General features: G+C 61.6%; 27 protein-coding genes. 8 read left to right on the forward strand and 19 right to left on the reverse strand.

Annotated features, from left to right (window positions below):
• Window position 1: 1 nt before the first annotated feature.
• A complete protein-coding gene (locus GKIL_RS16220) occupies window positions 2-604 on the reverse strand; it encodes a Uma2 family endonuclease (protein ID WP_051382844.1) in 603 nt (200 codons plus the stop codon).
• Window positions 605-824: 220 nt separating this feature from the next.
• Here GKIL_RS16220 and GKIL_RS16225 point away from each other — a divergent pair, with 220 nt between their 5' ends.
• From GKIL_RS16225 to GKIL_RS16240, 4 genes are all read left to right on the forward strand, one after another.
• On the forward strand, window positions 825-1,850 hold the full coding sequence (locus GKIL_RS16225) for a sulfonate ABC transporter substrate-binding protein (RefSeq protein ID WP_023174854.1): 1,026 nt from the start codon (window positions 825-827) through the stop codon (window positions 1,848-1,850).
• Between the two features lie 13 nt (window positions 1,851-1,863).
• Window positions 1,864-2,961 carry an FMNH2-dependent alkanesulfonate monooxygenase gene (gene ssuD, locus GKIL_RS16230; RefSeq protein ID WP_023174855.1) on the forward strand — a complete coding sequence of 366 codons (1,098 nt, stop codon included), beginning with the start codon at window positions 1,864-1,866 and terminating at the stop codon, window positions 2,959-2,961.
• A 32-nt stretch (window positions 2,962-2,993) separates the two neighbouring features.
• A complete protein-coding gene (locus GKIL_RS16235) occupies window positions 2,994-5,618 on the forward strand; it encodes a TonB-dependent receptor (RefSeq protein WP_023174856.1) in 2,625 nt (874 codons plus the stop codon).
• Window positions 5,619-5,842: 224 nt separating this feature from the next.
• The gene (locus tag GKIL_RS16240) at window positions 5,843-6,166 is read left to right on the forward strand and encodes a hypothetical protein (RefSeq protein WP_023174857.1); all 324 of its coding nucleotides are present in this window, start codon (window positions 5,843-5,845) and stop codon (window positions 6,164-6,166) included.
• A gap of 67 nt (window positions 6,167-6,233) precedes the next feature.
• Here GKIL_RS16240 and GKIL_RS16245 read toward each other — a convergent pair whose 3' ends face one another.
• From GKIL_RS16245 to GKIL_RS16260, 5 genes are all read right to left on the reverse strand, one after another.
• Complete coding sequence (locus GKIL_RS16245; RefSeq protein ID WP_023174858.1) at window positions 6,234-7,511, reverse strand: MFS transporter; 1,278 nt, start codon at window positions 7,509-7,511, stop codon at window positions 6,234-6,236.
• Between the two features lie 303 nt (window positions 7,512-7,814).
• The gene (locus GKIL_RS16250) at window positions 7,815-8,927 is read right to left on the reverse strand and encodes a PQQ-dependent sugar dehydrogenase (RefSeq protein WP_023174859.1); all 1,113 of its coding nucleotides are present in this window, start codon (window positions 8,925-8,927) and stop codon (window positions 7,815-7,817) included.
• A 27-nt stretch (window positions 8,928-8,954) separates the two neighbouring features.
• Entirely contained in the window at window positions 8,955-9,449 is a 495-nt protein-coding gene (aroQ, locus tag GKIL_RS16255) for a type II 3-dehydroquinate dehydratase (RefSeq protein WP_023174860.1), read from the reverse strand.
• The gene (locus tag GKIL_RS25760; RefSeq protein WP_023174862.1) at window positions 9,433-9,555 is read right to left on the reverse strand and encodes a hypothetical protein; all 123 of its coding nucleotides are present in this window, start codon (window positions 9,553-9,555) and stop codon (window positions 9,433-9,435) included. Before GKIL_RS25760 ends, aroQ begins: the two co-directional genes overlap by 17 nt.
• 31 nt (window positions 9,556-9,586) lie before the next feature.
• A complete protein-coding gene (locus tag GKIL_RS16260; RefSeq protein WP_023174863.1) occupies window positions 9,587-10,864 on the reverse strand; it encodes a competence/damage-inducible protein A in 1,278 nt (425 codons plus the stop codon).
• Between the two features lie 77 nt (window positions 10,865-10,941).
• On the opposite strand from GKIL_RS16260, the gene GKIL_RS16265 reads away from it, so the two are divergent.
• Window positions 10,942-11,379, forward strand: coding sequence for a hypothetical protein (locus GKIL_RS16265; RefSeq protein WP_023174864.1), 438 nt, complete (start codon window positions 10,942-10,944; stop codon window positions 11,377-11,379).
• Between the two features lie 3 nt (window positions 11,380-11,382).
• Here GKIL_RS16265 and GKIL_RS16270 read toward each other — a convergent pair whose 3' ends face one another.
• The gene (locus GKIL_RS16270) at window positions 11,383-12,417 is read right to left on the reverse strand and encodes a TIGR03032 family protein (RefSeq protein ID WP_041244009.1); all 1,035 of its coding nucleotides are present in this window, start codon (window positions 12,415-12,417) and stop codon (window positions 11,383-11,385) included.
• A 110-nt stretch (window positions 12,418-12,527) separates the two neighbouring features.
• Here GKIL_RS16270 and GKIL_RS16275 point away from each other — a divergent pair, with 110 nt between their 5' ends.
• Window positions 12,528-13,661, forward strand: coding sequence for a choice-of-anchor tandem repeat GloVer-containing protein (locus GKIL_RS16275; protein ID WP_023174866.1), 1,134 nt, complete (start codon window positions 12,528-12,530; stop codon window positions 13,659-13,661).
• 1 nt (window position 13,662) lies between these two features.
• Here the strand turns inward: GKIL_RS16275 and GKIL_RS16280 are convergent, their stop codons facing one another.
• From GKIL_RS16280 to GKIL_RS16320, 10 genes are all read right to left on the reverse strand, one after another.
• Window positions 13,663-14,841, reverse strand: a complete 1,179-nt coding sequence (locus GKIL_RS16280; RefSeq protein ID WP_023174867.1) for an LL-diaminopimelate aminotransferase — start codon at window positions 14,839-14,841, stop codon at window positions 13,663-13,665.
• Window positions 14,842-14,878: 37 nt separating this feature from the next.
• Window positions 14,879-15,757, reverse strand: a complete 879-nt coding sequence (locus GKIL_RS16285) for a serine/threonine protein kinase (protein WP_023174868.1) — start codon at window positions 15,755-15,757, stop codon at window positions 14,879-14,881.
• Window positions 15,758-15,814: 57 nt separating this feature from the next.
• Window positions 15,815-16,129 (reverse strand): DUF6760 family protein, encoded by a 315-nt coding sequence (locus tag GKIL_RS25790; protein ID WP_023174870.1) that lies wholly within the window; start codon window positions 16,127-16,129, stop codon window positions 15,815-15,817.
• Complete coding sequence (locus tag GKIL_RS16290) at window positions 16,072-16,446, reverse strand: hypothetical protein (RefSeq protein ID WP_023174871.1); 375 nt, start codon at window positions 16,444-16,446, stop codon at window positions 16,072-16,074. The genes GKIL_RS25790 and GKIL_RS16290 overlap by 58 nt, the downstream gene beginning before the upstream one ends.
• Window positions 16,447-16,528: 82 nt before the next feature.
• Window positions 16,529-16,843, reverse strand: a complete 315-nt coding sequence (locus tag GKIL_RS16295; RefSeq protein ID WP_041244904.1) for a hypothetical protein — start codon at window positions 16,841-16,843, stop codon at window positions 16,529-16,531.
• Between the two features lie 11 nt (window positions 16,844-16,854).
• The gene (locus GKIL_RS16300) at window positions 16,855-17,370 is read right to left on the reverse strand and encodes a phage tail protein (RefSeq protein WP_023174873.1); all 516 of its coding nucleotides are present in this window, start codon (window positions 17,368-17,370) and stop codon (window positions 16,855-16,857) included.
• Between the two features lie 17 nt (window positions 17,371-17,387).
• Window positions 17,388-17,882 (reverse strand): phage tail protein, encoded by a 495-nt coding sequence (locus GKIL_RS16305; RefSeq protein WP_023174875.1) that lies wholly within the window; start codon window positions 17,880-17,882, stop codon window positions 17,388-17,390.
• A gap of 36 nt (window positions 17,883-17,918) precedes the next feature.
• The gene (locus GKIL_RS16310; RefSeq protein WP_023174876.1) at window positions 17,919-18,383 is read right to left on the reverse strand and encodes a phage tail protein; all 465 of its coding nucleotides are present in this window, start codon (window positions 18,381-18,383) and stop codon (window positions 17,919-17,921) included.
• A 101-nt stretch (window positions 18,384-18,484) separates the two neighbouring features.
• On the reverse strand, window positions 18,485-20,158 hold the full coding sequence (locus GKIL_RS16315) for a phage tail sheath family protein (RefSeq protein ID WP_023174877.1): 1,674 nt from the start codon (window positions 20,156-20,158) through the stop codon (window positions 18,485-18,487).
• Between the two features lie 63 nt (window positions 20,159-20,221).
• Window positions 20,222-21,064, reverse strand: a complete 843-nt coding sequence (locus GKIL_RS16320) for a Pvc16 family protein (protein WP_023174878.1) — start codon at window positions 21,062-21,064, stop codon at window positions 20,222-20,224.
• Between the two features lie 288 nt (window positions 21,065-21,352).
• Between GKIL_RS16320 and GKIL_RS16325 the strand changes: the two genes are divergently transcribed.
• Window positions 21,353-22,459: a sensor histidine kinase gene (locus tag GKIL_RS16325; RefSeq protein WP_023174879.1), complete on the forward strand. Its 1,107-nt coding sequence runs from the start codon at window positions 21,353-21,355 to the stop codon at window positions 22,457-22,459.
• Window positions 22,460-22,487: 28 nt separating this feature from the next.
• Complete coding sequence (locus GKIL_RS16330) at window positions 22,488-23,162, forward strand: response regulator (RefSeq protein ID WP_023174880.1); 675 nt, start codon at window positions 22,488-22,490, stop codon at window positions 23,160-23,162.
• Here the strand turns inward: GKIL_RS16330 and GKIL_RS16335 are convergent.
• Together GKIL_RS16335 and GKIL_RS16340 are read right to left on the reverse strand one after the other, a co-directional pair.
• The gene (locus GKIL_RS16335; protein WP_023174881.1) at window positions 23,137-24,264 is read right to left on the reverse strand and encodes a glycosyltransferase family 4 protein; all 1,128 of its coding nucleotides are present in this window, start codon (window positions 24,262-24,264) and stop codon (window positions 23,137-23,139) included. The two genes, GKIL_RS16330 and GKIL_RS16335, sit on opposite strands and share 26 nt — an antisense overlap.
• The gene (locus tag GKIL_RS16340) at window positions 24,227-25,543 is read right to left on the reverse strand and encodes a hypothetical protein (RefSeq protein WP_023174882.1); all 1,317 of its coding nucleotides are present in this window, start codon (window positions 25,541-25,543) and stop codon (window positions 24,227-24,229) included. The genes GKIL_RS16335 and GKIL_RS16340 overlap by 38 nt, the downstream gene beginning before the upstream one ends.
• Between the last annotated feature and the right edge of the window lie 79 nt (window positions 25,544-25,622).

Raw genomic sequence — 25,622 nt, forward strand, 5'->3', positions numbered from 1 at the left:
ATCAATCGGACAGGTTTAGAACGAAGCGCATCGCCGCTGCCTGCCCTTGCTGCCGTCCGATCCGCAGCGCCTCTGTCAGGACGGCTGCGCTCAATCCCGGCAGCAAGCTAGAGCTTTCTATCGGCTCCAGGGATTGACTCTCGGCAACTGTGCCAAAAAGCAGTACCCGAGCAGCGTTGCTATCGACTATCCAGTACTCTTGTATCCCTAACTGGCCGTACAATTCGCGCTTAATTGTCAGATCGTCCTGCAAGCTGGTGGCTGCGACTTCCAGGACCAGAGCTGGAGCGGGGGCATTGTCGAGATCGATCGGGCTGTTGGAGTAAGCGTCCGGTTGTCCTCCCATCAGGTAGTAGGCCAGATCCGGCTGGGCTTCTTGCTCACCCGTTTTTCTAAGGCTGATATTGGTCAGGCCCTGCAGGTCGAGCCCCCGGCTGAAAGCATAGATGCTGATGATCTGGGCGATGAGATAGTTGTCTTCTGCGTGGGCGCGGCCAACGGGTGACATCTCAATGCGTATCCAGCCCTGGTGATAGTAGAACTTCGCTTTTTGAAGGGCAGGATCGTCAGCCAGAGCAAGAAAGTCGCCCCAATTGGCGCGCACCCATGCCTCTAATCGAACTGCCGGCGTTCTCATCGGTCTGGAATCTTCTACCTGCTGTTTCTGATCTTAGCGAGAAAAAAGAGCAGACAGCTGTGGAAGGCGATCTCAGGGCAGTCTAAATAATGTACGGTAATGTACTCGATTTACTGTACTTGACTGTTTGATCGTGCTAACTTGTTAGGCGCTCAATAAGTACGGTTTATCGATTGGAGAACCGTAGATGCCGAATATTCAGTGTGGTGGGTTCATCGGGCAGGTGTGGGCGGTCCTGGCGCGCTCTGTTTTAGCGCTGGGGATCGCCCTGGGACTGGCCGGTTGCAGCGTCCAGGCCGGTACCCAGGTGGCGGCGCGCAGCCAGGGGGAACGGGTGGTGCGCATCGGGTATCAAAAGACCGGCGAAATCATCCGGCTGCAGGGCAAGCTCCAAAAACGGCTGGCGGCGGTGGGGGCAAAAGTCGAGTGGGCAGAATTTACCGCCGGGCCACCGCTTCTGGAGGCATTGAGCGCGGGCGGCCTCGATTTTGGTGCGACCGGCGACACGCCGCCTATCTTTGCCCAGGCGGCGGGTGCGCCCCTGGTCTACGTGGCGGCAACTGAACCGAGCCCGCGTGGGCGGGCGATCCTGGTTCATAAAAGCAGCCACATCCGCACCGTTCGGGATCTGCGTGGCAAGAAAGTGGCCGTCCAGAAGGCTTCCGGAGCGCACTATCTGCTGGTGCAGGTGTTAGAGCGAGCGGGGCTTCACTGGAGCGACATCAAGCCGGTTTATCTTGCTCCGGCAGAAGCCAGGGTGGCCTTTGCCAGCCATAGCGTCGATGCCTGGGCAATCTGGGATCCGTTTTATGCCGTGGCCGAGGAACAGCCGGATGTGCGGGTACTCATCGACGGCGAGGGGATCACCACCCAGGGGAGCCGCTACCTGGCTTCGCGGGATTTTGCCCTGCGCAATCCCGATCTGTTGCGCGTCGTGCTCGACGAGTACCGGCAGGTCAACCGCTGGATCGACGAACATCCCCACGAGGCAGCCCTGCTCGCTGCCAGGAGCCAGGGGCTGCCGGTCTCGACCCTTGAGCGGACCTTCCGCCGCCGCCGCGAGGCGCTCGTACCGCTCGACGCCCACTTTGTCAGCGAACAGCAAAAAGTGGCGGACACCTTCTGGCGGCTCAAACTGCTCCCCCGGCCCGTGAACATTCGTGAGGCGCTGCTCGATTCAAAGCAGTACGCCGCCTCTGCCGGATCACCTTAGACAAGGAGAGGACATGGAAGTGTTCTGGTACCTGCCGACCCAGGGCGACCAGCGCTATCTAGGAAGCGCCATCGGTGAACGGGAGCCGAGCTATCCGTACCTGCGCCAGATCGCCCAGGCCGCTGACCAGTTGGGCTTTGGCGGAATGCTCATCGGCACCGGCCAGAAGCAGGACACCTGGGTGGTGGCGACCGCTCTGATGACCGAGACGCAGCGGCTGCGCTTTTTGCTCGCCATCCGGCCCTCGATCATGTCACCGGCGCTGTCGGTGCGGATGGCGGCCACCTTCGACCGCATTTCCGGTGGTCGGATCTTGCTCAATATCGTCACCGGCGGCAGCGCCGTCGAGGCGGCCAAAGACGGTGTCTTTCTCGATCACGACGAGCGCTACGCGCTGACGGACGAATTTTTGACGATCTGGCGGGCGCTGATGCGGGGCGAGGAGGTGCATTTTCAGGGCAAGCACCTGCGCATCGAGGGGGGCAAACTCGGCTTTGCTCCTGTACAGCGGCCTTACCCGCCCCTGTACTTCGGCGGCTCCTCCGCTGCCGCCCTGGAGGTGGCTGCCAGGCACGTCGATGTCTATCTGAGTTGGGGAGAACCCCCTGATCAAGTAGCGCTCAAGATTGCCCAGGTGCGTCGCCTGGCGGCAGCCTGCGGTCGGACGGTGCGCTTCGGCATCCGCCTGCACGTCATCGTGCGCGAGACGACCCAGCAAGCCTGGGACGCCGCCAACGACCTGATCCGCTACCTCGACGACGAGCAGATCGCCGCTTCCCAGCAGGCGTTTGCCCGCTCCGACTCCGAAGGCCAGAGGCGGATGCTGCAGTTGCACCGGGGGCGGCGCGACGCCCTCGAAGTTGCCCCCAACCTCTGGGCAGGGGTCGGGCTGGTGCGGGGCGGGGCCGGGACGGCGCTGGTGGGCGATGCCGATACGGTTGCCCGGCGGATGTACGAGTACGCCGATCTGGGCATCGAGACGTTTATCTTTTCGGGCTATCCCCACCTGGAAGAAGCCTACCGGGTGGCCGAGTTGCTCTTTCCCCGGCTGCCGCTCAAAGAACCGCCCCAGCCCGAGCGCCAGCCGGTGGTGCGCGAGGGAGCGGTCTAGGACCAGATTTTTGCAGAGCGAGTGAGGTGTGCATGGGAGTGTTCTTAAAATTTCGTTTGCCTCTGTTTCTCGCTATGGGCCTGCTGGTGCCCTGGGAGGCCGCTCAGGGACAACCACCGCTGCGGCTGGGGGATCTAAGAACTCTAGATACAGGCAGCGCCGCCGATCTCAAGGAGCGCCCCGCCGCCTGGAACTGGACAGAACCGGTGATCAAGCAGGCGGCGGCTCCACCCGATGGGGCCCAGTCTTCTGAGCCCGTGGCCGATCTGCCCGACGAGGAGGGTGCGGGCGATCTGCTCGACGAAGTGGCGGTGACGGCAACCCGGAGGCCGGTGCGCCAGCGGGACACCACCGCCACGACTTATAGCGTCCGGCAAGAAGACTTCCGGGCCGTGGGGGCCACCACCGCCAGCGACGCTCTGCAACTGGTGCCGGGTTTTCAGGCGGTGCCTTCCTTTGGCGGTATACGCATCGGCGGCATCTTCCTGCGCGGCTTCGACGACTCGCGCTTTCAACTGCTGCGCGATGGACTGCTCTTAAACCGCTCCTCCAGCGGCGCAGCGGATCTGGTGGCCGTGCAACTGGTCGATCTCGAGCGCATCGAGGTGGTGACCGGTGGGGCGACGCTGCGCTACGGCTCCGGGGCGGTAGGAGGCGTGATCAACTTGATCACCGAGACGCCCAAAGGGCAACCCAGACTGCGCTTTAGCTACGAGACCGGCAGTTACGGCTTCAGCCGCTACACCGCCAAGTTCGGCGGCGACGACACCTTCAACTACAACCTCACCTACGGCGGCATCGTTGCTTTCAACGACTACCCCTTCAGCTACACCCTGCCCAACCAGGCACTCTTTTATGGGCCGACCAGCAACCCGGCGGCCCAGGCACCGGCGGCAATCAATCCGGCGGGCTACCCGAACGGCCAGAACTCCTTTGGCCTGGGCGGTGCGGCGGCTGCCGATCCGGCCAACCGTGGTCCTATCGACCTCTACGGCTTTCTCAAGCCCGAGGTCGGGCCACCCATCAAAGTCCAGGGCGTCGCCGACGCTGCCCAGGCAGCCAGCGACAACTACTCAGCCAAGCTCACCTTCAAACCCGACCCCTTCAACAAGCTGACCCTGCGGCTCGATCAGCAGAACCGTTTTTATTTGCAGACGCCCTCCACCTTCGGCAACAGTTTTCCGGTCTGCCAGGGAGGGCCATCGGCAGCAGCCAATCCGACCCTCAACGGCGATCAGTTCTTTCCGGTCGATGAATTCGGCAACCCCCTTTCCTGCGACCAGCAGCGCTACACCGTCGCTACCCCCAGCAGCGTCCAGGCAGGCGGTCCTTACCCCTACAACATTGCCCTCGGCAGCGGAGCGGTCTTTCCGACAGGCCAGGCGTACCCACTGGCGGAGGCCAGCACCCAGGGCGGGCCGCGCGCCTTCCAGCGCATTCATACTTCCCAGACCCAGGCGGCACTCTATTGGGACCACGAAATTTCTCCCACCACCTCGCTCAACAGCTACGCCTACTTTTTGCGCCTCGCAGGCAACCAGTTCACCCCCGATCCCTTCTACTACAACACCAACCTCCAGCAGAGCCTGGGAACGAGTGCCATCCCCGGCCTGCCCGGCCAGCGCACCGCCCCCCCCAACGCCCAGCCTGCCTACGAGAATGGCCGCTTCGAGATCCAGACGGCCCTCAACACCAAGCTCTCCCCCGGCCAGGATCTCTCCTTTGGGCTCAACTTTCTGGAGGACCGCTCCTACCAGCAACGAAGCGGTGGGCGTACGTTCTTCGACAAGGCGATTGCCCGCTACGCCGCCTTCTTGATCGACGACATCAGCTTCAGCGACCAGCTCAAGGCGAATATCGGCCTGCGCTACACCTCCAACTCCGCCTTCGGCGAGCTATTGAGCCCCGCCGCCGGTGTGCGCTATAGCCCGACCAGTTTTCTTTCGTTGCGGGCGAACTGGTCCCAGGTCTTTAACGCCCCCAGCCTCACCAACCTCTTCGTCGCCGGGGCGGGCGTGATCCCCAACCCCGATCTCAAACCCGAGACCGGCGTCACCTACGATGTCGGCGTCGATATCACCCCGGCGCGCAACCTGGGCTTTCGCCTCACCTACTTCAACACCTACCTGGACGGGGCGATCGGCACAGCGGTCTTCCGCAACCCCGATCCGACCTCGCAGTTTCGCTTTCTCTCGCAGACGCGCAACTTGGATAGCCGCCTCGCCTCTGGGATCGAACTGACCGCCGACTGGCAGCTGAGCGATCAGTGGCGTCTTAGAGCGATCTGGAGCAACACCGATGCGCGCAACTACGGTCCTCCCGACAGCCCCGATCAATCTACCTACCCCTACTTTTACCAGTATCAAGATCCAAACATTCCCTTCAACAGCGTCCTGGTTAACGCCGTCTACCAGAACCGGGGCCTGCTCGCCAGCCTGGTGGGCCGCTACGACAGTGGCAAGCGCCGCTTCAACTCCCTCGACTTTGTGCCCGCCTGGTTCAGCCTCGATCTCAACGTCGAGCTACCTATCGCTCCCAACTTCATCCTCACCGGCAGCGTCTTCAACCTGCTCGACAGTCAGTACGAATTTCGTGACGGTGCCCCGGCACCCGGCACTACCTTCCGCCTCGGCGGACGGGTCGAGATCGGCGGCTAGGCGTTGAAGCGGTGTGCGAATATTCAGCTGATTGCACGCGGATCGGACAGTGCAAAATATTGTACAGTCTTAAATTGATCTCTGGCGATGTATCAGGCGATACCTGTAATTCTCTATCTCAAGACAGTCGCTTCCGCCTCCCGCTTTTGAAACAATCTGCCTGCAGTGGAGAAGCCTCCTTCGACACTCACAAACTGTCAAGACACCAAAAAGGGAGATTTACTATGGCAGATTCTCAAATTACCGCCGATCTCGACACGACGATTGCAGCGCTGCAACGGGGGCTCACCTCCGTTCCTGCCGATCAGGCGCTGGCCCTTATCGACCGCTGGCAGCAGGCTCTACAGGGCACTGACCTGGCTGAGGATCTCGGTCAGCTAAAAGCGGCACTGGGCAACGGTGATACCGCTCAACTCGGTTCTTTGCTCACTGATCTTGGCGAAGATTCGGCTGAGACCGCGACCAAAGCCGGTGCCACCGGCGAGGTAGCAAGCAAGTTGCAGCAACTGTCGCAGCTTCTCGTTCAGGCGGGCGGCTCCCTGCAATAGCGATGAGCGCCGCAGTCTCGCCCAGCCAGTACCTGGATGAGGCTGCGGTTTCCCGATAGATTGCCCACTACAGCCTCAATAGCTCCCGATGCCGCAAGAAAGCCTGCAGCGCGTAGAGTGTCACGACTACCGCCCCAACGGCGAGGGTGAGCGGGGCACCGAAGTGGTTGGCGACAAATCCCGAAAGCAGGTTGCCTACGGGGGTGAGGCCCATAAAGGCGAGGCTGAACAGGCTCATCACCCGGCCCAATAACTGGTCCGGCACGCTCGTCTGCAACTCGGTGTTGACGATCGTCACCTGCGAGACGATCGCTGCGCCGAGCATAAAGAGCAACAACAGCGACAGCACAAAGTCCGTCGAGAGGGCAAAACCGACCAGGCTGCCCCCGAGGGCGAGGGAGGCAAAAAAGGTGATCCGGCCCTTGCCCAGCCGCTCGCCCAGCCAGGCGATGAGCAGCGCACCCGTAACCGCTCCGATGCCCACCGCTCCTGTAAGTAGTCCAAGGCCGCCGGAGCCGACTTTTAGAATGTCTTTGGCAAACAGCGGCAACAGCGTGATGTAGGGCATGGCAAAGATACTGGTGACGGCGACCAGCAACAACAGCCACTGCACCTTAAGGGTCTGCTGGACGTAGCGAAATGCCTCCACCAGGCTGCAGCGAAAAGAAATCGTGCTGGGGGCGGGTTTGGTCGGTAGCTTGACTCGCAGCAGGGCAAAGATGACGACGATGAAGCTCGCGGCGTTGACTAAAAAGCAGACCGCCGATCCGGCAGTGGCCAGCAGCACAGCGGCAATCGAAGGACCGATCGCCCGCGCCAGGTTGAACTGGGTCGAGTTGAGGGCGATGGCGCTCGTCACTTCGTCGCTCGCCAGATCCTTGGCGAGGGTCTGGTAGGCAGGACCGCTCAGGGCCATCGCCAGGCCCGCTCCGAAGGCGATGGCGGCGACAGTGGGCACATCGATGCGGTGGATCCAGGTGAGCACGCCCAACAATAGCGCCATCAGCATCTGGACAGTCTGGGCAGCGACGAGTAAAAACCGCCGGTCGAAGCGATCGGCAAAGACGCCGCCTACCACCGAGAAAAACAGCGACGGCAGGCCACCGGCAAAACCGACCAGTCCCAGCCAGAAGGGCGAGCTGTCGAGGCTGAGCACTAGCCAGCCCTGGGCGACGACCTGGATCCAGCCGCCAATGTTCGAGACAAAGGCGCTGATAAAAAACAGGCGGTAGTCGCGGTACCTGAGCGCCCCAAGATGCTTAAAAAGAGCGATCTCGGGCCTGTCACTCTCCACCGGTAGCACCGGGGTGATGGGCTCGACGGCGCGCATGTTGTTGCCGCTCATGGGTTCTTCCAGAAGGAGAGATCGATCTCAAGTAGACGAAGCTGAATAAGCATGAGGTTTTGGGCTGGGGTAGGGGAAGCAGAGTTCTAGGGCTGGTTGTTCTCTTGGCTTTTTGGGTACTTGCTAAAACCGTCCCCCACCTCCCCTTACCCCCCTGCCCCCCTTACCCCTCCTGCCCCCGCCGGGGCAGGAGAGGCAAGGGGGGTTCACTGTAACTGGGCTGCCGGGTGGCTCGGTGAAGTCGGTTGCAGGCTTGTCATCCTCCCCTCTCTCCTTGTGGGAGAGGGGCTGGGGGGTGAGGGGTCAGGGACCGGCCTTCGCCTGGGTAGCGCTGTAGCGGATGCGGTAGACCCTCCCTGCAGCGTCGTCGGTGACGAATAAGCTGCCGTCCGGGGCGGTGAGCACATCGACGGGACGGCCCATCACGTCGCGGTCGGGCCTCAGCCAGCCGGTGGCAAAGTCGGTGAGCTGTTTTACCCTGCCGTTCTCGAGGTGGGCGCGCACCACCTTGTAGCCGGTGGGCTGGGAACGGTTCCAGCTGCCGTGAAAGGCGACGAACAGATCGCCTTTATAGTCGGCAGGAAACTGGCTGCCGGTGTACTCGCTCACCCCAAGCGGTGCGGAGTGAGCCTGAAAGCTCCAGTCGGGGGGAGTGACGGCGCTGCAGGAGCCAAGGGAACCAAAGCGGTCGTCCCTGTATTTGCCCGCGTGGCAAAAGGGCCAGCCCGCGTTTAGCCCGTCGCGGACGATGTGCAGTTCGTCGGGCGGGATGTTATCTCCCAGCCAGTCGCGGCCATTGCTGGTGGCCCAGAGCCGTCCCTGGCTGTCGAAGCGCAGGCCGACGGCGTTGCGCAGGCCGCTCGCGTAGATCCGGCCACCGCTGCCGTCCGGGTTGTACTGCATGATCGTCGCCCGGCGCTTGTCCTTTTCGTTGCAGACGTTGCAACTGGAGCCGATCGAGACGTAGAGCTTGTTGTCGGGGCCAAAGGCGACCGTGCGCGTCGAATGGCCGCCGTCGTCGGGCAGGTTGGGGACGACGACGCGCTTATTGCTGCCGGTGGGTTTTCCGGGTTGATAGTCGAAGCGCACCACCTCGTTGGTCTCGCCGATATAGAGGCCGCTTTTATAAAAGGCAAGGCCGTGGGGGTGGTTGAGGCCACTGGCAAAGACCACCCGCCGGTCCGCCTTGCCGTCTTTGTCGCGGTCGGGCAGCGCACTGACGCGCCCGGCCCCCATCTCGGTGACGAACAGATCGCCTTCGGGGGAGAGGGCCAGGGCGCGGGGCTGCTCCAGGCCATCGGCAAATACCTCGATCTCAAATCCGGACGGCAGATTGATCAGCTTCAAGTTCGGCGCTGCCTGAGCCGCTACTGGTGCAAGGGTCAAAAACAAAAGTACCAGCTTCCAGATGCGCATTTTTTTGCGATCCCGGTGACAGTAATCTCAATCTACCGAGTCAGAACCGGAAGTGTCCCCCTGCTCTGCCCTGCGGCGGAGGTGAGCTGCCAGGGCTCTCAGGCCCAGTCCGTAGCTGTCGGCTCCAAAGCCGCTGATCTGGCCTACAGCCACCGGCGCGATGTAGGAGTGATGGCGGAACGCCTCGCGCCGGTAAATGTTGCTCAGATGCACTTCGACAGTCGGCAGTTCGACCCCTGCGATCGCATCGCCCAGGGCGACACTCGTGTGGGTAAAGGCTCCGGGATTGATCAGCAGTCCGTCGAACTGACCGGCAGCGGCGTGGATCGCGTCGATCAGGGCTCCCTCGTGGTTGGACTGAAAGCAAGAAAGCTCGACGCCCAGATTTTCGGCGTCGAGCTTGAGTGATTGTTCGATCTGGCTGAGGGTCACAGTCCCGTAGAGAGCAACCTCACGCCTGCCCAGCAGGTTGAGGTTTGGACCGTTGAGAAGAAGAACGCGATATTTAGCGGCGATCGGCACGGACGCGGACAGGAACGCGCTGTAGCTGGGGCACCTGCTGTGGGATGCCCAGTAGTTCTGCCAGTCGATCGAGGGCGCGTTGGATCTTCTCTGCAATATTGTCCATGCTTCGTTCTCTCAAGGTGACTCTCGCCTTCCTATCCTTTTAGCATACCAGAGGCGCGCTGGGCGATGATCTCTCTTCGGAGAAGATCGAGGGCGCTCTGGCTGCTCACCAGGCGGATCGCTTCGCGGCCCCGCTCTGCCCCCAGGCGTAGCTCCTGGACCCGCGTGCCCTGCGGCCCGGCCAGGGCAAGGTACACTAGGCCTACCGGTTTTTGCTCCGTGCCGCCCTCCGGCCCCGAGATACCGGTGAGGGCCAGCCCCCAGTCACTGCTGGTGAGGCGGCGCACCCCTTCTGCCATCTGGCGCACCGCCGGTTCACTGACGGCACCGTGAGCGATAAGTATCTCTTCTTCGACGGCCAGAAGTTGGGTTTTAAGCGCATTGTCGTAGGCGAGCACGCCGCCTGCAAAGTAGCGCGAGGCACCCGGCACGGCAGTAATTGCCGCCCCCACCAGCCCACCGGTGCAGGATTCGGCGACCGACAGCGTTGTGCCTGTACTGACAAGAAGTTTCCCGCACACCGAGGCGAGGGTCTCGTCGTCAGCTCCATAGCAGTCGTCTCCGGCGAGGGCGCGCAGGCCGGCCTCCACCGGGGCGATGAGCGCTCTGGCCGCTTCGGGAGTGGCGGCGCGGGCGGTGATCCGCAGTTTTACCTCGCCGTCGCCCGCGTAGGGCGCGACCGTCGGATTGTCCTGGGCCAGATAAGCGGCGGCCTTCTCCGCCAGCAGCGATTCGGAGATGCCCCAGTGCCGGAGGGTGCGGCTGATAAAGACCTCCTGGCCCCAGCCTTTTGAGCGCAAAAAAGGAACGGCGGTCTGCTGCCACATGGCGCGCATCTCGGCGGGCACCCCCGGAAAAGTGAGAATCAGCACCTGGGGCCGTGCCTGCCAGAGAATGCCGGGGGCGGTGCCAGTCGGGTTGGGTAAAACCTCCGCCCCGGCGGGCAGATCCGCCTGGCGGGCGTTTGTAGCGCTCATTGGGCGCTGGCGCGCCCGAAAGCGGGCCTCGATGCGGGTCAGTTGCTCGGGATGGCGGACGAGGGGGACGCCAAAATGTTCGGCGATCGTCGGATGGGTCAGATCGTCGGCGGTCGGCCCCAGCCCGCCGGTGGTGAGGATTAAACCGGAGCGGGCCATCGCGACATCGAGGGCATGGTGGATGCGCTCGGGGTTGTCGCCCACGACGCTCTGGTAGTGGTGGGGAATGCCGAGGGCCGCCAGCTCCTGGGCAAGAAACCGGGCGTTGGTATTGACAATCTGGCCCAGCAACAGCTCGGTGCCAATGCAGAGGATTTCGGCGCTGACAGCCATCTTCAGCAGTCCACTAGAATAGATAGGCGAGAAAGACTTGGCCAGCCATCTACTTCAACCACCCCTGCTGTCAACTGATGCGTACCTTTTTTCGCGCCCTCCTGATTGTAATCGTGCTCGCTACGGCTGCCAGCGCCGCCGCGCCCCTCATCAACACCGATCCGACCCCCGCCCAGGCTCTGCACAACCCGATCGACATAAAAATCAGCCTCAAGCTGAGCGGCGAAGCGGGCAAAAGCCTCGACTGGCGGCATCCCCGCGTCGTGGTCAACGGCTACGACGCCACCGAGATGCTCCGGCCTCTGCTCGAAGGGGCAAATGCCGTGCCGATCAAGGGCGACCAGTTTGTGATTATGGATTCGACCGTTCAAGACGACCAGGCCGAGTTTCACATCTACGGCTTCGACGCCCCCCTCGGTCCCCATCAGGTGCTGGTGGAGGTGCCGCGCAGCGACGGCAGCCCGCCCCTGCGCTACCAGGCCCAGTACGTCGTGACCGCTCTGCCGCCGCGCTAGAACTTATTCGCGGAAGTTGTAGACCCGGTTGATGTCTTCTTTTTGAAAACCGAGGACGAACGGGTGGCGGCAGCCCTCGATCACCTGGATGTCGTAGATTTCTTCGATGCCCGTATCAAAGCTCAGCCAGGCTTCGACCGCCCCGCTGCGCAGGTTGACCGCGTAGACGCCGCACTGCAGACCGCCGTTATCGATGGGAGAGCCGCCGAAGGTTGCCTTCTCGCGGATCTTAGAGAGCCCGACGAAGGCGTAGGGACCGACCAAAGCCAGGCCGCGCGTGAAGCCTGGGAGCTGGGCGAGGGGCTCCCACCGGCCCGCCTGCGGATCGAAGGTGCCCAGTTCTCCCCGGCCAGAATTAAGGAGCCAGAGCCGGCCATTGTAGAGGCGCGGCGAGTGGGGCATGGCAAAGCCTTTATAGATCACCTCGTTTGCCTCGACATCGATGAGGCAGCCGCCGCTATTTTTTTCTGGCCGCCAGCCGGTGGCAAAGTCGGTGGTGCTGAGGGCGGCGGCGTAGCGCAGGCGGCCCTCCGCGTCGAGGGCGACGCTGTTGAGGTGGCAGCGGTCCTCCGGGGCCAGGCGGCTGATGAACCGGGGCTGCCAGATCGGCACAAAGCTCGCCGTCGGGCTGATCCGGGCGACGCAAGAAAAGAGCGTATTGACCAGATGAATGTCGCCACCCAACAAGAAGACATCGTGGGCGGCGACATCGCCCGTCACATAGGAGCACTGGGGCAAAAACAGATTGTCGTAGTCGCGGTCGGGATAGTGGATGGCGAGCAGCTGCGGCGCTTTGACAAACGACCAGATCTGGTTGCGGGTCGCAAGCAGCATTCCCCCCGGATGGACAAACAGACCCATCGCCTTGTTGTAGGTGCGCATCAGCATCCGCACCCGCTGCTGGTAGTTGCTCAAAAAACAGAGCTTGCCCGCCTGGTAAGTGGTGAGGGCGAGGGTGATACCGAGCCTGTCGAGCAGTTCGGCGAAGCTGGGGGAGTGGACAAAAGTAACCGAAGCTTCGGTGCTGGTGGCCGTCATAGACAAATATTCTAGCGGGCCGGATGGCATCGCTTCTGTTCTTCCTCAGCAAAGTAGAGCGCTGTGGTAGAACTTGCTAGAGGTGGTTGCTTATCCAATCGGGGCGTGCCGTGTTTTACGGGTATCTGGGGATCGTTCTTGTGGCCCTGCTGGTGTCCGTCCGGATGGCGGCAGCCCAGCCGCTTGTCATCCTGCACGGCTTCAGCGGCGCAGACGGCGCTTACCCTTATACCGGCATCCTCATGGGTCCGGACGGCAACTTCTACGGCACGACGAGCGCCGGGGGAAGCGCCAACAAGGGCACGATCTACCGGCTCACGCCCACTGGCGCATTCAATCTGCTCCATAGCTTTACGGGCAGCGACGGGGCCAACCCCTATGCCAGGGTGCTGCCCGCCCAGGACGGGATGTTCTACGGTACGACCAGCAGCGGCGGTGCCCAGGGCCGGGGGACGATCTTTCGCCTCAGCCGCAGCGGTGAGTTCAAAACCCTGCATTCCTTCGAGGGCAGCGACAGCGGCAATTCTTTTTCCAGGCTGCTGCAGGCGAGCGACGGCAACTTTTATGGCACGACCAGCGGAGCGATGTCGCCGGGCGATGGCACGGTCTACCGACTGGACAAAGAAGGCCACTTCCAGACGCTGCACGCTTTTCGCCTATTGGACGGCATCGATCCTTACACGTCATTGAGCGAGGGCAAAGACGGCAACTTTTATGGCACTACCCCCTACGGCGGTACCGGCGGCAACGGAACGATCTTTCGGGTAAATGCCAGGGGTGAATTTGCGGTGATCTACGCCTTTGGCGGCGGCGACGGAGCCAATCCCCACGCCGGGCTGTTGCTTGCAAGGGACGGCAACTTCTACGGCACGACGACGGGCGGCGGCGATCAGGGAATGGGGACGATCTTTCAGCTCACCCCAGCAGGCAAACTCACCGTCCTCCATAGCTTTGCGGGCAGCGATGGAGCCCGCCCCCAGGCTGGTCTTCTAGAAGGCAGCGACGGCAGGCTCTACGGCACGACTGCCTATGGCGGAGGGGATCTGTCGCTTTTTGAGGACGGGGACGGTACGATCTTTGCCCTTTCTGCTGCCGGTGCTTTTCAGACCCTCTACGTCTTTACGGGCGACGACGGCACCAACCCGGCCTGCACGCTCATCCAGGGCAAAGACGGCGCACTCTACGGCACCACCGCCCACGGTGGCACTAACGGTCAGGGCACCGTCTTCAAGTTGCCTCTATAGATCAAGCGTCGTAGCGGATGCTCGCCGCCTCCATGCGATGAATCGCCTCGCGCATCCGCTCGTCGGGGACAGTGAGGGCAATCCGAAAGAATCCCTCGCCGTGCTCGCCGTAGCCATTGCCCGGCGGGACGATGATCCCGCACTTGTCGAGCAGGGCGCTCACAAAGGCGAGGGACGAATCAAAAGATCTAGGAATCGCTGCCCAGACGTAGAGGGTGGCCCTGGGCGCTACGATCGGCCAGCCCAGCGAGCGCAGCCCTTCGACAACGATGTTGCGGCGGTTTTGATAGACCGTCATCAATTCTTCGAGCCGTTCGTCGCTGAGCGAGAAAGCGGCGATCGCCGCCTGCTGGATCGCCTTGAAGGCACCGGAGTCGATGTTGGTCTTGACCTGGCCCAGCCCCGAGATGCCGGTCTGGTTGCCGATCACAAAGCCGATGCGCCAGCCGGTCATGTTGTAGGCTTTTGAGCACGAAAGAAACTCGATCGCCACGTCCTTTGCCCCCGGTACCTGGAGAATGCTCGGGGGCCTGTAGCCGTCGTAGGCCATCTCGCTGTAGGCGTTGTCGTGGCAGACGAGAATATCGTGTTTTTTGGCAAAATGCACGACCCGCTCAAAAAATTCCAGCGGAGCGATGCCGCCGGTCGGGTTGTTGGGATAGTTGAGCCAGAGCAATTTTGCTCGATCGGCCACCGCCGCCGGAATCGCCTCCAGATCGGGCAAAAACTGATTTTCGGCGAGCAGGGGCAGCGTGTAGTATTCTCCCCCAGCAAAGATCGTCGCGGTGCGGTAGACCGGATAGGCCGGATCGGGAATGAGCGTCAGATCGCCCGGATCGACGAAGGCCAAAAAAGTGTTGTGGATCGCTTCTTTAGAGCCAATCGACGAAATTACCTGGGTGTCCGGATCCCAGCCCCCGACGCCAAAGCGCCGCTCAAACCAGTTGGCGGCGGCCTCGCGGTAGGCGCGGGTGCCCTTGTAGGGCGGATAGTTGTGGGTGGCCGGATCGTCGATCGCCCGGTGCATCGCCTCGACGACAATCTCAGGGGTCGGCTTATCCGGGTCGCCGATGCCCATGTTGATGATATCGACGCCGCGCGCCACCGCCTCGTCGCGGCGGCGGTCAATCTCGGCAAATAGATACGGCGGAATGCGATCGAGGCGGCTGGCAGTCTTCATGGGCACCCAGGTGAGCGGACTGCGCCATTGTACCGGCTTATCCGGAGGCGGCAAAGGGCTGCAGGGCAGCGGCAAATGCGCGGCAATCGCGGTAGCGGTCCTGGGGCTGGTAGGCGGTCGCAACATCGATAATCGCGATCAGATCGGCGGGAATGCCTGCTGCGTCGAGGCCCAGCAGTCGGCGCTGGCGAATGTTGTAAAGGTTGCCCGGAAACTGGCGGGTGAGCAAGAACACCAGCGTCATCGCCACCCCGTAAATGTCCGACTGGATGCAGGGACGGCCCTGGCTCTGCTCGGGCGGGCCATAGCCGGGGGTGGCGATGCGCGTGCCCTGGCGGTTGCTGAACTCTTTGACCGCACCGTAGTCGATGAGCACCACCTCGCGGGGGTTATAGCGCAAGATCATGTTGGCAGGCTTGAGGTCGCGGTGGATAACCGGCGGCGTGCGCTCGTGCAGGTAGGTGAGCACGGCACACACTTCGAGCATCCAGCCTACGGCCTGGCTCACCGATCGCGGCTGCAACTGTTCGAGCGTCAGGCCATAGATCATCTCCATGACCAGGTAATAGCGATCTTCAGTACAAAAAAAATCGTAGAACCTGGGAATACCGGGGTGACGCAACTCGGCGAGCACCCGCGCCTCGCGCAAAAATAGCTCCCGCGCCTTTGCCTTGCGCGATAGATCGGCGTCGATCTCCTTGAGCACCGCCAGCCGGTCGTTCTGCAGGTTAAAAATTAAATACGTCGTGCTCATCCCGCCCTGGGCGAGGGTACTGATGATCTCGTAGCTATCCCCGGTTTCGGGGTTGGTGAGCACCCCCTCGCTGATTAAAAGCCTGCCGCAGATCCGGCAAAAGCGCGTGTAGCCGGGGTTGTTCTCACAGCAGGCAAGCGGCACTTCACTCCTGGCGGCCACACCGGCTCCTTACTCGATTGGTCCCCTTGCGGGCAGTCAGCATCGCGACACCTGGCCTTACGAAGATTTGCGGTTTTTCTTGAGATCTTCCGGGTTCATTGGCCCCATATCCAGGAAAATATGGTTGGGATCCTTGTTCTTTGCTATCAGCGTACTGCTCCACTTGCGCGCCTCGATCTGCTGATTGATCTTGCCTATCTCCTCCACCCAGCGCTGGCGCTCCCTGTGCTCAAGGCCCAAGATCGCATCCGGCGGCCAGTGAAAGTGAAAGGCAATGTAGGCTACCTCCTCGTACAGCCGCTCGGAGGGGTAGCCTAAGATTCCCCCGATAAGGCCAGCTCCACGGCGAACTGGTTGCTGCAGTAGGGGCACTGGGCCGGGATGTGGGCGTTGCCCTGCTGATTGAGGCGATTGTATAACTCGCGCAGGTAGCCGATGTCTCGGGTAAATAGACTTTCGAGCAACTCCGGGGTAAGGGGAGCGAGCGTTCCGAGGCGGGTGATCACCCGCGCCAGCATCACGAGCACGCCGTAGGCGGGATTTTCTTGCACGCGGCTGTCATTTTGCACAGCCATCTCGTCCCTGGCGGTCGCCAGGCGCATCATCCCTTTTTTGTGCAGCTGCCCCTGATCGTCGAGCAACCCCCGTGGCAGGGTAAAGGGAAATTCACTTCGGAAATCTTCACTCATACGCGCACAACGAACAACAGCAAAAGGGCGAACCGATCGGCCCGCCCGCTGTGGAGAAGCAACCGCGCCACCCACGGGATCGTCAGGTCGCGGAGGACTTGGTCGCCTCCGGGATGAGCCCGTTGATCTGCCGGTAGAAGTTTTGCAGGTAATTGAGATCACCAGCAAAAAAACCTTCGACGACCGCCGGGGTAATCTCGGGCAGGGCTCCCAACTGTACGATAACGCGGGAGAGGATGATGATCGTAGCGTAGGCGGGATTGGACTTTACCCGTGGATCGCGCAGGGGCGCGATCTCGTCCATCGCCGTCGAAAGGCGCATGACGCCCTTGCGGTGCAAATTGCCGTCAGGATCGAGATATCCCTTGGGCAGGGCGAACTCATACTCAGTCTGAATGGCACCCACGGCTACATTACTCGCTTGAACTCTTCAACGGCCAACTCCACCTCTTCGAGGGCGTACTCGCCGCTCGAAGCGTCCAGTCCGGGGCGGTTCGCCTCAATATAAGAGAACTTCCCGGAAGCTGGTCCAAAGCTGGTGGGCCAGGCTCCGTGGAAGTCGTAGCGCGCCCCCACATCACCCGCCTGAGTATACACCGTTAGCGAGCCCGAGCGACGCTTTGCTGCCCAACCGCCTTCTTCGACGCCGTTGAACCAGTTCCACATCGCAAGGGAACTGGTCATACCGTGTCTGAGAATCAAGGTGGTGCGCTGCGTATTTCCCGGTACCTTGGTGCTCACCACCATGCCGCGCTTGGCGTTCGCCCAGCGCTGGGGGGTGACTTCGACGACCTCGACGATCGGCTGTTTGGCCCGGATACCCCGGCACTCCAAAAAAAGAGCGTCCATGGGCCCAGCTCCGTCGAGCGACAGTTCGACGTAAAACCGACAGGCAACGAGGGCTTCAGCGCTGATGGGCAACATGGCGGATCACCTCGAATTTAGACAGTGCCGGCTTCGCGGCCAACACAGGTCATCTCCCGCCAGTGGATCGTGAAGGTCTCGGTCATGACGTCGCCGCTGCTGGCCTTGGCTGATCCAATTTTATAGTCGGAGGGCACGCAATCGACGTACTCGAACTGCGAGACGACGTTGCCCGACTGGTCGTAGATGCAGAGCGTCGATGTCTTGCGGTTCTTAGACCAGGTATTGCCGGTGCTGGTCCACTGCTTGGCGCACTCGCTCATCCAGCGCTGGATGGCATTGTCCTTGCACATCACAACGGTGATCGTGTAGGGCTTGTTGGCGTTGGTGGACATGATCGGCGTGCCGAAGAGCATACCGCCGGGCTTACCGGCACCCAGAACGGTGTTTTTGGAGGCGATCGTGTTGCTGTAGCTGAAGTCTTTGACTTCGAGGACGGGGCGCTGCTCGATGCCGGTCGCTGACCAGTAGAATCGGCAGGAGACGAGAAACTCTCTATCGTGGTCGATCATCTGGCTTGCTCCTCCTTGTTGATGGGTGTGGGTCGCTTAGAGAACGCGCTTGATGCCTTCGTGGACCAGTTCGAGGGTCTCGGTCGCCATCGAGGACTGGCCGGCACCAAAGTCGGGACCGCCGTACTTGCAGGGATAAGAGTTGACAATCTCCCAGCGCGCCTGCATCGAGCCATCCTGACCATAGGCAGTGATCGAAGACGCTTTACGGTTGGTGCGCCAGGAAGAACCACCGGCATCGTTTTTGTTGCACTTCTCGTACCACTGGTAGAGATCGACGTCGTTGGTGGCGACGAGTTTGACGATCACGTGGGTAAAGCGCTCGACCGTCGGGGTGACCTGACGGGTCTTGGCACCGTTCTTGCTGGAGCCCTGGACGTTCTCGGCTCCGCCCACGGGCGAGGAGCACACCAGACCGCGAATTTCGCTGATCACCTTGTCGGTGATGCCGTCCGCTTCAAAGTAAAACTTGCAATTTGTAAGAAACTCTCCAGTAGCCATGATCTCGCTCGCTCCTTTGGTAATGGATGACGTGATGAGTGAACAGGTCGGGAGCCGTCAGCCACCCCTAGGGATGGCTGACGGCGAAAGTCAAGCCGTGTCTAGGCCACTTCCTCGTCGGCAGCGCCGTTCCACTGGCTGATGCGGAAGACGACGAATTCTGCCGGCCTGACCGGGCAGACGCCGACTTCGACGTACAACCGGCCCAGAACCATCGTCTCGGGCGTGTTCAGCTCTTCGTCGCACTTGACGTAGAAGGCTTGCTCGGGGGTGGCACCAAACAGCGCTCCCTCGCGCCAGATGCGCTCAAGGAAGTTAGAAATGGTCCGGCGCACCCGCATCCAGAGGTCCTGATCGTTGGGCTCGAAGACCGCCCACTGGGTGCCCAGTTCGATCGACTTTTCGATGTAGCTGATGAGGCGGCGAACGCTGATGTAGCGCCACTCGGTCTTGTCGGGTTCAACCAGCGTGCGCGCGCCCCAGATGCGGATGCCGCGATTGGGGAAGGAGCGGATGCAGTTGATGCCCAGGGGGTTGAGCAGTTCTTGCTCGCGGAAGTTGGTGTCGTAGGCAAGGCCGATGACGCCGCGCGGCACTTCGTTGGCGGGAGCCTTGTAGACGCCCCGCGTCTCGTCGGTGCGGCCCCAGACGCCCATGACGTGGCCGGAGGGCGGCACCAGCAGCGGGCGACCGCCGTTGCGCGGGTTGGCCACCTTGATCCACGGATAGTAGAGGGCAGCAAACATCGAGCGGCGGTTGAAGGCGGCGAGCCACTGCACCACTTCCTGGGGCTTGACGCGGTCCGGCGGCGCATCGAGGACGACCATGCGGTTGGGCGGGTTGGGCACATCGCCGGTGGCGGAGCCCTCGCACATGCTGATCATCATCTCCATGATCGCGTGGACCTGCTCAAGATCCAGCAGGTTCGCCTCGTAGGCGCGCCAGAGGTCGGGGCAGGCCACCATCGTGATCTCGTCGATTTCAAAGATGCCGCGCACGCCGGTGCGCTCGTCTCTTAGACCCTCGACATCGCGGGCAAAGCGGTCGATCGATGAAGCGACCAGCGGCGGCGACAGCTCATACTGGCCATTGCCGGGACGCCGAGCGAGTGGGCGACCGGTCTGAGCCAGATCTTCGATCTGAATAAACTGCGAAGTCTGCACGGCGGTGGCCACGTAGGTCGCTACCTGCGGCTGGGCTTCGCGCTCCATCGTCAGGTGCTCGAAGCGCTCAAGGATTTGATCGCCCCGGCGGACGGTGACCGTAAAGTATTCGCCGGTATTGACCGGCTGTTCGCCGCCCTGGCCGTCGGGCAGAGCGCGGGGGGTACCATCTGAAATCTGGACGGTCACAGAGCCCTGCTGGGCTGCCTCGGGCTTGAGGACGAGGCGCAGCGAGGGGCGGTTGCCACGGCTTTGGATCTGCAGCCCGGTTTCACTGGTGGGCTGGGGGGTACCCGGCTTGGGACCAGGCAGCTGCGTGCCGATGCTGGTCACCCAGCAACGGCCACCGCCGTTCATAAACCAGCCGTAGACCGCAAAGGGCAGGTAGGCGTTGAAATCGGTAAAGCCATCGGAGCCGGGCCGGGCAAAGTAGTTGAGGTACTGGGTCCAGTTGGTGATGAGCATCGGCTTGAACGGTTCGGCACCGCCGCGCACATCCTCGCTGAAGCCGACGAAACCGGCGATGGCGGTAGCCACACCCTCGATCGGGCGACTACCACGGTCAATTTCTTCGATGTATACGCCAGGGGCGAAATAATCCAGTCTTGGCATGATGGGCTTCCTGTAGGGTAGGTGGGACGGCGCTGCCGGGAGTCTTCCCCGCCATCGCCGGAGCTAATTTGGAGTCAGCAGAATCTCCTTGAAGGTGTAATTCTGGGAGTCCACCAGCACATTGCACCTCTGGGTGAGATAGCCGGGACAGTCCAACTCCAAAACGTAGTGACCGAGGGCGAGATTGTCGAAGTAGAACAATCCCTCCTGGTTGCTTGTCACTGCCTTTTTGGTACCGGCGATGGCCACCTTGGCAGCGACTAGCGGTTCGGTGGTGAGGGCGCTTTTGACCACACCTGCAACAGAAACGCGCCGAGAGGCGGCTGAGTCGGCATGGCCATCGGCGGTCGATGAGCGCAGGCGGGTGATCCGCTCCCAGACCAGGGGAATCGGAGCGGCGGCGTTGGGATTGATGGGAGCGGTGATCGTCACCATCAAGGCCGGACGCAAGGGGGCTCCCAGGGCCAACCACAAAGTGGAAATGTCCATCGGACGCACCTGGCAGACGCTCATCGTCAGGTTGCCAAAGCCGCGCAGGGCCGGGGCGAGCAGATCCTCGCGCAGCGAGCGATGCCTGAGCAGCAAGCTCAAAGCCTCGGAGAGCAGATGGTGCTCGCCCAGTACCGTGCGGTCCCAGGCGGTGATCAAAAAGGAGGCATCGAACCAGGTGGGCGTCCAGCCCACCGCTGCCAGGGGCCGCTCATCGATGTAGCGGCGCTCGACCTGGCGGCTGGCCTGGGGCACCTGGGCATTTTCGCGCAGATCGTAAAAGTAAACATTGAGACCCTGCTGACCAGACTTTGTCTGCCGCTCGCCAGGCGGCGCAAAGTCGATCTGTTCAGTACTGGTGAGGGAGGTGCCCCCGGCTAAAATTTCGGCCAGGGTCTGAACGAGGGCGGTGATCATTCGGGAGAAAGACGTTCGTATCCAGACTCAGATTAGGGAGCGGCGAGGCTTTCTGGTTATTAGACTTTGGTCGGAGATTTTTGCTGAATATTCGTGACGGAGCCGACAGCAACTTTTTCTAGACCCGCTATACTCATGGCAAACACCAAATGGGCATGGGTATCTCGGGTTGCATACTTTCCTGCTTTCTCCCCTAGAACCTTAAGGAGAAGAGCACGATCGCCTGCGCCTTCCCACGTTCTCGGCTATGTGTGCTCCGGTTCTGCATCTGGTAGCTGCTCGCCTCCTATGAAGGTCTCTTTCTCACCCGTATCCGTAAGCTCCACTGCGCCCCCCTCACCGCTCGAAAGTGCCTGCCGGCTGCATGCCGAGCAATTGAGCGCGCTCTGTCCGATTCTGTGCGTCCGCATCGCCTACTACGACCCCCACGCAGGTTGCTGCCGGCACCTGACCCACTACGGGCCAGATCAACCTGGTCTGCCGGAAGAAAGTTTCCCGGAGGCCACAGCCGAAAACTGGTTGACAGACAAGCTACCCGTAGCTACATTATCAGAAATCAATTTCAAGCATTTTCACGGCGCGGCCTATATCTGTCCTCTTGCTTACAGAGATCCCAATCCTGAGTACCTGCTTATTTTCTCTCCCCAGGTACTGAACACTTCACAAAAGCAGGCGATCGAGCAGGCGACTTTGCTTTTGGCCCGTCACCTCGAACTGTATCAAAAGTGCGTGCGCCAGCATTCTGAGATTCAACTGCTCGAGCAGGTCGTGCAGCGCGTCGGTCACCAGCTGCGCAATCCCCTGGCTCTGGTCAGCCTCTACGCTGAAAATCTCTGCCTGGGTCTTGCGGACGGCACAGCCCTCGAACAGGCGCAGATTATCCGTGAGACAGTCCAGGAACTGAATACCAATTTGACTGAACTCATCTACTGCGGGCAGGGGGTGCGCCTGCGCATGAGCTTTCAGGATCTGCGATCGATCTTCGATGAGAGCATCGAAGCGCTCCAGCCCTGGATTGCCAAAAAGGGACTGCAGGTCCGCCTGCCTGAGACTTCGCTGATGCTGGTGTGCGATCGGCTCCAGCTCAAGCAGGTCATCGACAACCTGCTCAACAACGCTGTTCATTTCAGTCCGGTGGGCGGGACAATCAATTGCCGCTGGCGCTCGTTTCAAAACGAGGTGCTCATCGAGATCAGCGACCAGGGGCCAGGGCTGTCCCATCAAGATCTTCAACAGATCTTCACACCCTTTTATTCGCGCCGCCCCGGCGGCACTGGACTGGGGCTGGCGATTGCCAAGAAGATTGTTCTCGATCACCAGGGCAGTCTGTGGGCCCAAAACCTGCACGCCGGTGGGGCACAATTTTCTTTAAGTCTGCCTCGGGGTGTCAACTGAATTGGGGCAGGCGGGGAGGCCAGGCTCAATGGTGACTGCGGCGCTGTCCATTTTGCTGGTCGATGACGAGCAACGCTTTCGTCAGGGTCTGCGCACGCTGTTAAATTTTTACAGCTCCGCTGGTCCCACGACCTTTGAGATTGTCGGCGAAGCGGCCTCCGTCGAGCAGGCGATGGTCCTGGTCGGTGAGCAGCGGCCCGCTCTGGTGCTCTTAGATCTCGAACTGGCGCGCGGCGACGGGGTGGCGCTCCTCGAACAGTTGCGCGAGGGCAGCTACCACGGCAAGGTACTGGTACTCTCGGCCCACCAGGAGGACGACTGGGTCTTTCGCGCCATGCAGGCCGGTGCCTGCGGCTATGTCTTTAAGACCCACCTGGCAAGCCAGTTGGGCGAGGCGATCGCGACGGTGATGCGCGATGAAATTTATTTGCCGCCGGAGGTCGCCACTCAGTTTTTCCGACTGTTTCACTACTATTCCGGTCGTTCGCTGCAGGCGCGCAGCCAGATTCACCTCACCGAGCGCGAGCAGGAGGTGCTCTACTGGCTGGTGCGGGGCGCTTCTAACGAGGAGATCGCCAAAAACCTCTACATCACGATCGCCACAGTCAAGGCGCACCTGACGGCAATCTTTGAAAAATTGCAGGTGACAAGCCGCACCCAGGCGATCGTCGCGGCCCTCAAGCTCGGTCTGGTCCAGGCGTAGCGAGCAATCGGCGGTAGTGACCCAGATATTCATCGATCATCCGCTCAGGCCGGAAGCGCTCGATATTTTGCCGGCCCCTGGCAATCCAGATCGAGCGCTCGTGCGGATCGGTGAGGCGGAGGATTGCACTGGCCATGCCCTGCTCGTCGTCGAGGCTAAAAACCAGCGCCGAGTTGGCCACTACCTCCGGCAGCGAGGTAGTATCCGAGCAGATCACCGGGCAGTGGCACTGCTGCGCCTCCAGGGGCGGCCAGCCGAAACCCTCGAAGCGCGACGGAAACAGTAGAGCGTGCGCGCCGCTGTAGAGCGCTTCGAGTCGTTCGTCGTCGGGAGATGGCACCTCGATGAGCCGATGGGCGATCCCCAGTTGCTGGGCCAGTTCCCGGAGGGCCGGGCCCGCCGGTTCTCCTGCCAGCACCACCTGCCCGTCCCAGTGCCGGTGGGCGAGGGCAAAGATGCGCAGGACACCTTCGCGGTTTTTGCGCGCCAAAGCGGAGCCGACGTGCAGCAGGTAGGGCCGCGTCCAGAGATCAGGGAGGGCCGCAAGCCGGGCTTGAATTTCGTCTGGCGGAAGCGGACGGTAGGGGCGGTTGAGCCCCAAAAGGACAACAGGAGCGTCGAGCTGTCTACCTGCCAGGCGCTGGAGATCGCCCTGGGTGTGGGTCGAATCGCAGATCACCAGGCGCGAGCGCCGCAGCCCCGAGAGAATCAACCGCTGCAAAAGCTTGCCTGTAAGCGTGGCCGGACAGTCGGTGTCCTCGCCCAGGGCACCGCGCACCGCCAGCAGATCGTGGCAGGTAACGCTCGCGCCGGGCAAAAAGTGGGCGTAGATCGCGTTGGAGTGATCGCAGATATGCACGATGTCTGCCCAGGGGCGCTGGGTCCAAAGCGTCCCGGTAAAGAGCACGAACTTGTCGAGGTAGGCGACCCACTTGCGCACCGGAGCTGGGGTTGCCTTAAAAAGCGGCAGCAGGCGGGGCTCGGGGGCAACGACGCGCACCTGCACACCGGCTTGCTTGAGGCCCGAGGCAAGCAGTGCAGCGAAGCGCAGCATACTCTGCTGCTCATCGGGTCGATAGTTGGCGACCAGCAGAACTTTCATAGCTTTCAAGCACTACTGGCACCCGCATCGCCGCCAGACAGAGGCCGCCGCCAAAAACGGCGAACCCGAGACTGGTGGGCTGGCCGAACTGGCCACTGATGATGTTGAGGCCGCAGGCGGCAAACAATAGCAGCGGCAGCAGGTTGCCGGTGGAGACGCAGCGCAGGGCAAGCTTACCCATCCAGACAGCAATCGCTAACCGCAGCAGGATATAACCGAAACCGAGGATCGGACCACTCTCGCGCACGACGCGGGGCCACTCGGCCTCGGCAAGCAAAAAGCGGCCCTTCAGCCCGAGCAGGGCTGCCCCAGCGTTGGTGCCCATCCCGAGGCCGTAACCTAGAAGCGGCACGCTCAAAAGACCATTGAACGTGTCCTGGTAGCTGCCGATAAAGCGCTGGGCAAGCCCCCCCTCGGCGGTACTGGCAAGCTCCAGGCGGGTCGTGGTGACGTTGAGCGCTTCATTAAAAGTCGGCAAAAAACTGAGGCTCAGCCCGGCAAACCCGATAAATAATGCCACCCGCACCGCCCCCCGCGCCAGTCGTGGCTGCAACAGCAGGCCGACGAACATCGCTGCAAAGACCAGAGCCACCCCGAGGATTGTGCTGCGGCTGCCGGAGACAGCGAGGGCGATGGGCAGCGCAAAACCCGCAGCTGTGAGCAGGGGGCGCGAGTAGACGCCGGGCTGCAAAAAGCCGTAGAGCAAAAAAGCGGTGCTCAAAGCAAAAAAGAGCGACGTGCCGTTGACGAACGAAAAAGTCCCGGCTGGCCGGATGCGGCCAAAGACCGAGATGATCTGGCTTGCATCTTCGCCGGCCCCGCGATTGAGAAACGCCTCCGGCCCGACGGCGAACTGGGCTGCCATGAGTAGCGCCATCGGCAAAGCTAAAAGGAGCACTACCCGGCCAAAGCGCAGCACGTCGGTGCGATCGAAGACCTTGGGGATCAAAAAGATCAGGGGCAGGTGCAAAAAGTTGGTGCGCAGCCCAAAAAGCACGACGCTGATATTGCTGAAGTCGGTGTAGACGGTTGCCACCAGCCCCGCCGGAAACGACAGCAGCGCCAGGGCCAACGTCGAGCGCGTGAAGCGGTTGTCCGGCAGGAGCTGACAGCGAAAAGCATAAAAATATGCAAGCAGCAGCACCGGGTCGCGGACGATGAGCAGGGGCACCGATAGACCGGGCAAAAGCCACTTGCGGAGCACTCCCTCGAAGATGAGCAGCCAGAAGTACAACCAGATAAAGCGCTGAATATAGCGGACGTGCTTGGTGACGGGCATGAAGGAGCAAAGCCGAGGGTCTGTCCCTCAGAATATCAATCTGCCGCCCGAAGCCACCAGTCCTTGCCAATCACCACGG

It is taken from the genome of Gloeobacter kilaueensis JS1 (genome assembly GCF_000484535.1).
GTDB classification, from domain to species: Bacteria; Cyanobacteriota; Cyanobacteriia; order Gloeobacterales; family Gloeobacteraceae; genus Gloeobacter; species Gloeobacter kilaueensis.

Excerpts from the sequence above, each read along its gene's own strand:
- GKIL_RS25760 (WP_023174862.1), bottom strand. The coding sequence starts at position 9,555 with ATGGACAATATTGCAGAGAAGATCCAACGCGCCCTCGATCGACTGGCA.
- GKIL_RS16260 (WP_023174863.1), bottom strand. The coding sequence starts at position 10,864 with ATGGCTGTCAGCGCCGAAATCCTCTGCATTGGCACCGAGCTGTTGCTG.
- GKIL_RS16330 (WP_023174880.1), top strand. The coding sequence starts at position 22,488 with ATGGTGACTGCGGCGCTGTCCATTTTGCTGGTCGATGACGAGCAACGC.
- GKIL_RS16305 (WP_023174875.1), bottom strand. The coding sequence starts at position 17,882 with ATGATCGACCACGATAGAGAGTTTCTCGTCTCCTGCCGATTCTACTGG.
- GKIL_RS16225 (WP_023174854.1), top strand. The coding sequence starts at position 825 with ATGCCGAATATTCAGTGTGGTGGGTTCATCGGGCAGGTGTGGGCGGTC.
- GKIL_RS16235 (WP_023174856.1), top strand. The coding sequence starts at position 2,994 with ATGGGAGTGTTCTTAAAATTTCGTTTGCCTCTGTTTCTCGCTATGGGC.
- GKIL_RS16290 (WP_023174871.1), bottom strand. The coding sequence starts at position 16,446 with ATGAGTGAAGATTTCCGAAGTGAATTTCCCTTTACCCTGCCACGGGGG.
- ssuD (WP_023174855.1), top strand. The coding sequence starts at position 1,864 with ATGGAAGTGTTCTGGTACCTGCCGACCCAGGGCGACCAGCGCTATCTA.
- GKIL_RS16250 (WP_023174859.1), bottom strand. The coding sequence starts at position 8,927 with ATGCGCATCTGGAAGCTGGTACTTTTGTTTTTGACCCTTGCACCAGTA.
- GKIL_RS16325 (WP_023174879.1), top strand. The coding sequence starts at position 21,353 with ATGAAGGTCTCTTTCTCACCCGTATCCGTAAGCTCCACTGCGCCCCCC.
- GKIL_RS16310 (WP_023174876.1), bottom strand. The coding sequence starts at position 18,383 with ATGGCTACTGGAGAGTTTCTTACAAATTGCAAGTTTTACTTTGAAGCG.
- GKIL_RS16340 (WP_023174882.1), bottom strand. The coding sequence starts at position 25,543 with ATGCCCGTCACCAAGCACGTCCGCTATATTCAGCGCTTTATCTGGTTG.
- GKIL_RS16280 (WP_023174867.1), bottom strand. The coding sequence starts at position 14,841 with ATGAAGACTGCCAGCCGCCTCGATCGCATTCCGCCGTATCTATTTGCC.
- GKIL_RS16240 (WP_023174857.1), top strand. The coding sequence starts at position 5,843 with ATGGCAGATTCTCAAATTACCGCCGATCTCGACACGACGATTGCAGCG.
- GKIL_RS16265 (WP_023174864.1), top strand. The coding sequence starts at position 10,942 with ATGCGTACCTTTTTTCGCGCCCTCCTGATTGTAATCGTGCTCGCTACG.
- GKIL_RS16270 (WP_041244009.1), bottom strand. The coding sequence starts at position 12,417 with ATGACGGCCACCAGCACCGAAGCTTCGGTTACTTTTGTCCACTCCCCC.
- GKIL_RS16300 (WP_023174873.1), bottom strand. The coding sequence starts at position 17,370 with ATGTTGCCCATCAGCGCTGAAGCCCTCGTTGCCTGTCGGTTTTACGTC.
- GKIL_RS16315 (WP_023174877.1), bottom strand. The coding sequence starts at position 20,158 with ATGCCAAGACTGGATTATTTCGCCCCTGGCGTATACATCGAAGAAATT.
- GKIL_RS16245 (WP_023174858.1), bottom strand. The coding sequence starts at position 7,511 with ATGAGCGGCAACAACATGCGCGCCGTCGAGCCCATCACCCCGGTGCTA.
- GKIL_RS16335 (WP_023174881.1), bottom strand. The coding sequence starts at position 24,264 with ATGAAAGTTCTGCTGGTCGCCAACTATCGACCCGATGAGCAGCAGAGT.
- GKIL_RS16320 (WP_023174878.1), bottom strand. The coding sequence starts at position 21,064 with ATGATCACCGCCCTCGTTCAGACCCTGGCCGAAATTTTAGCCGGGGGC.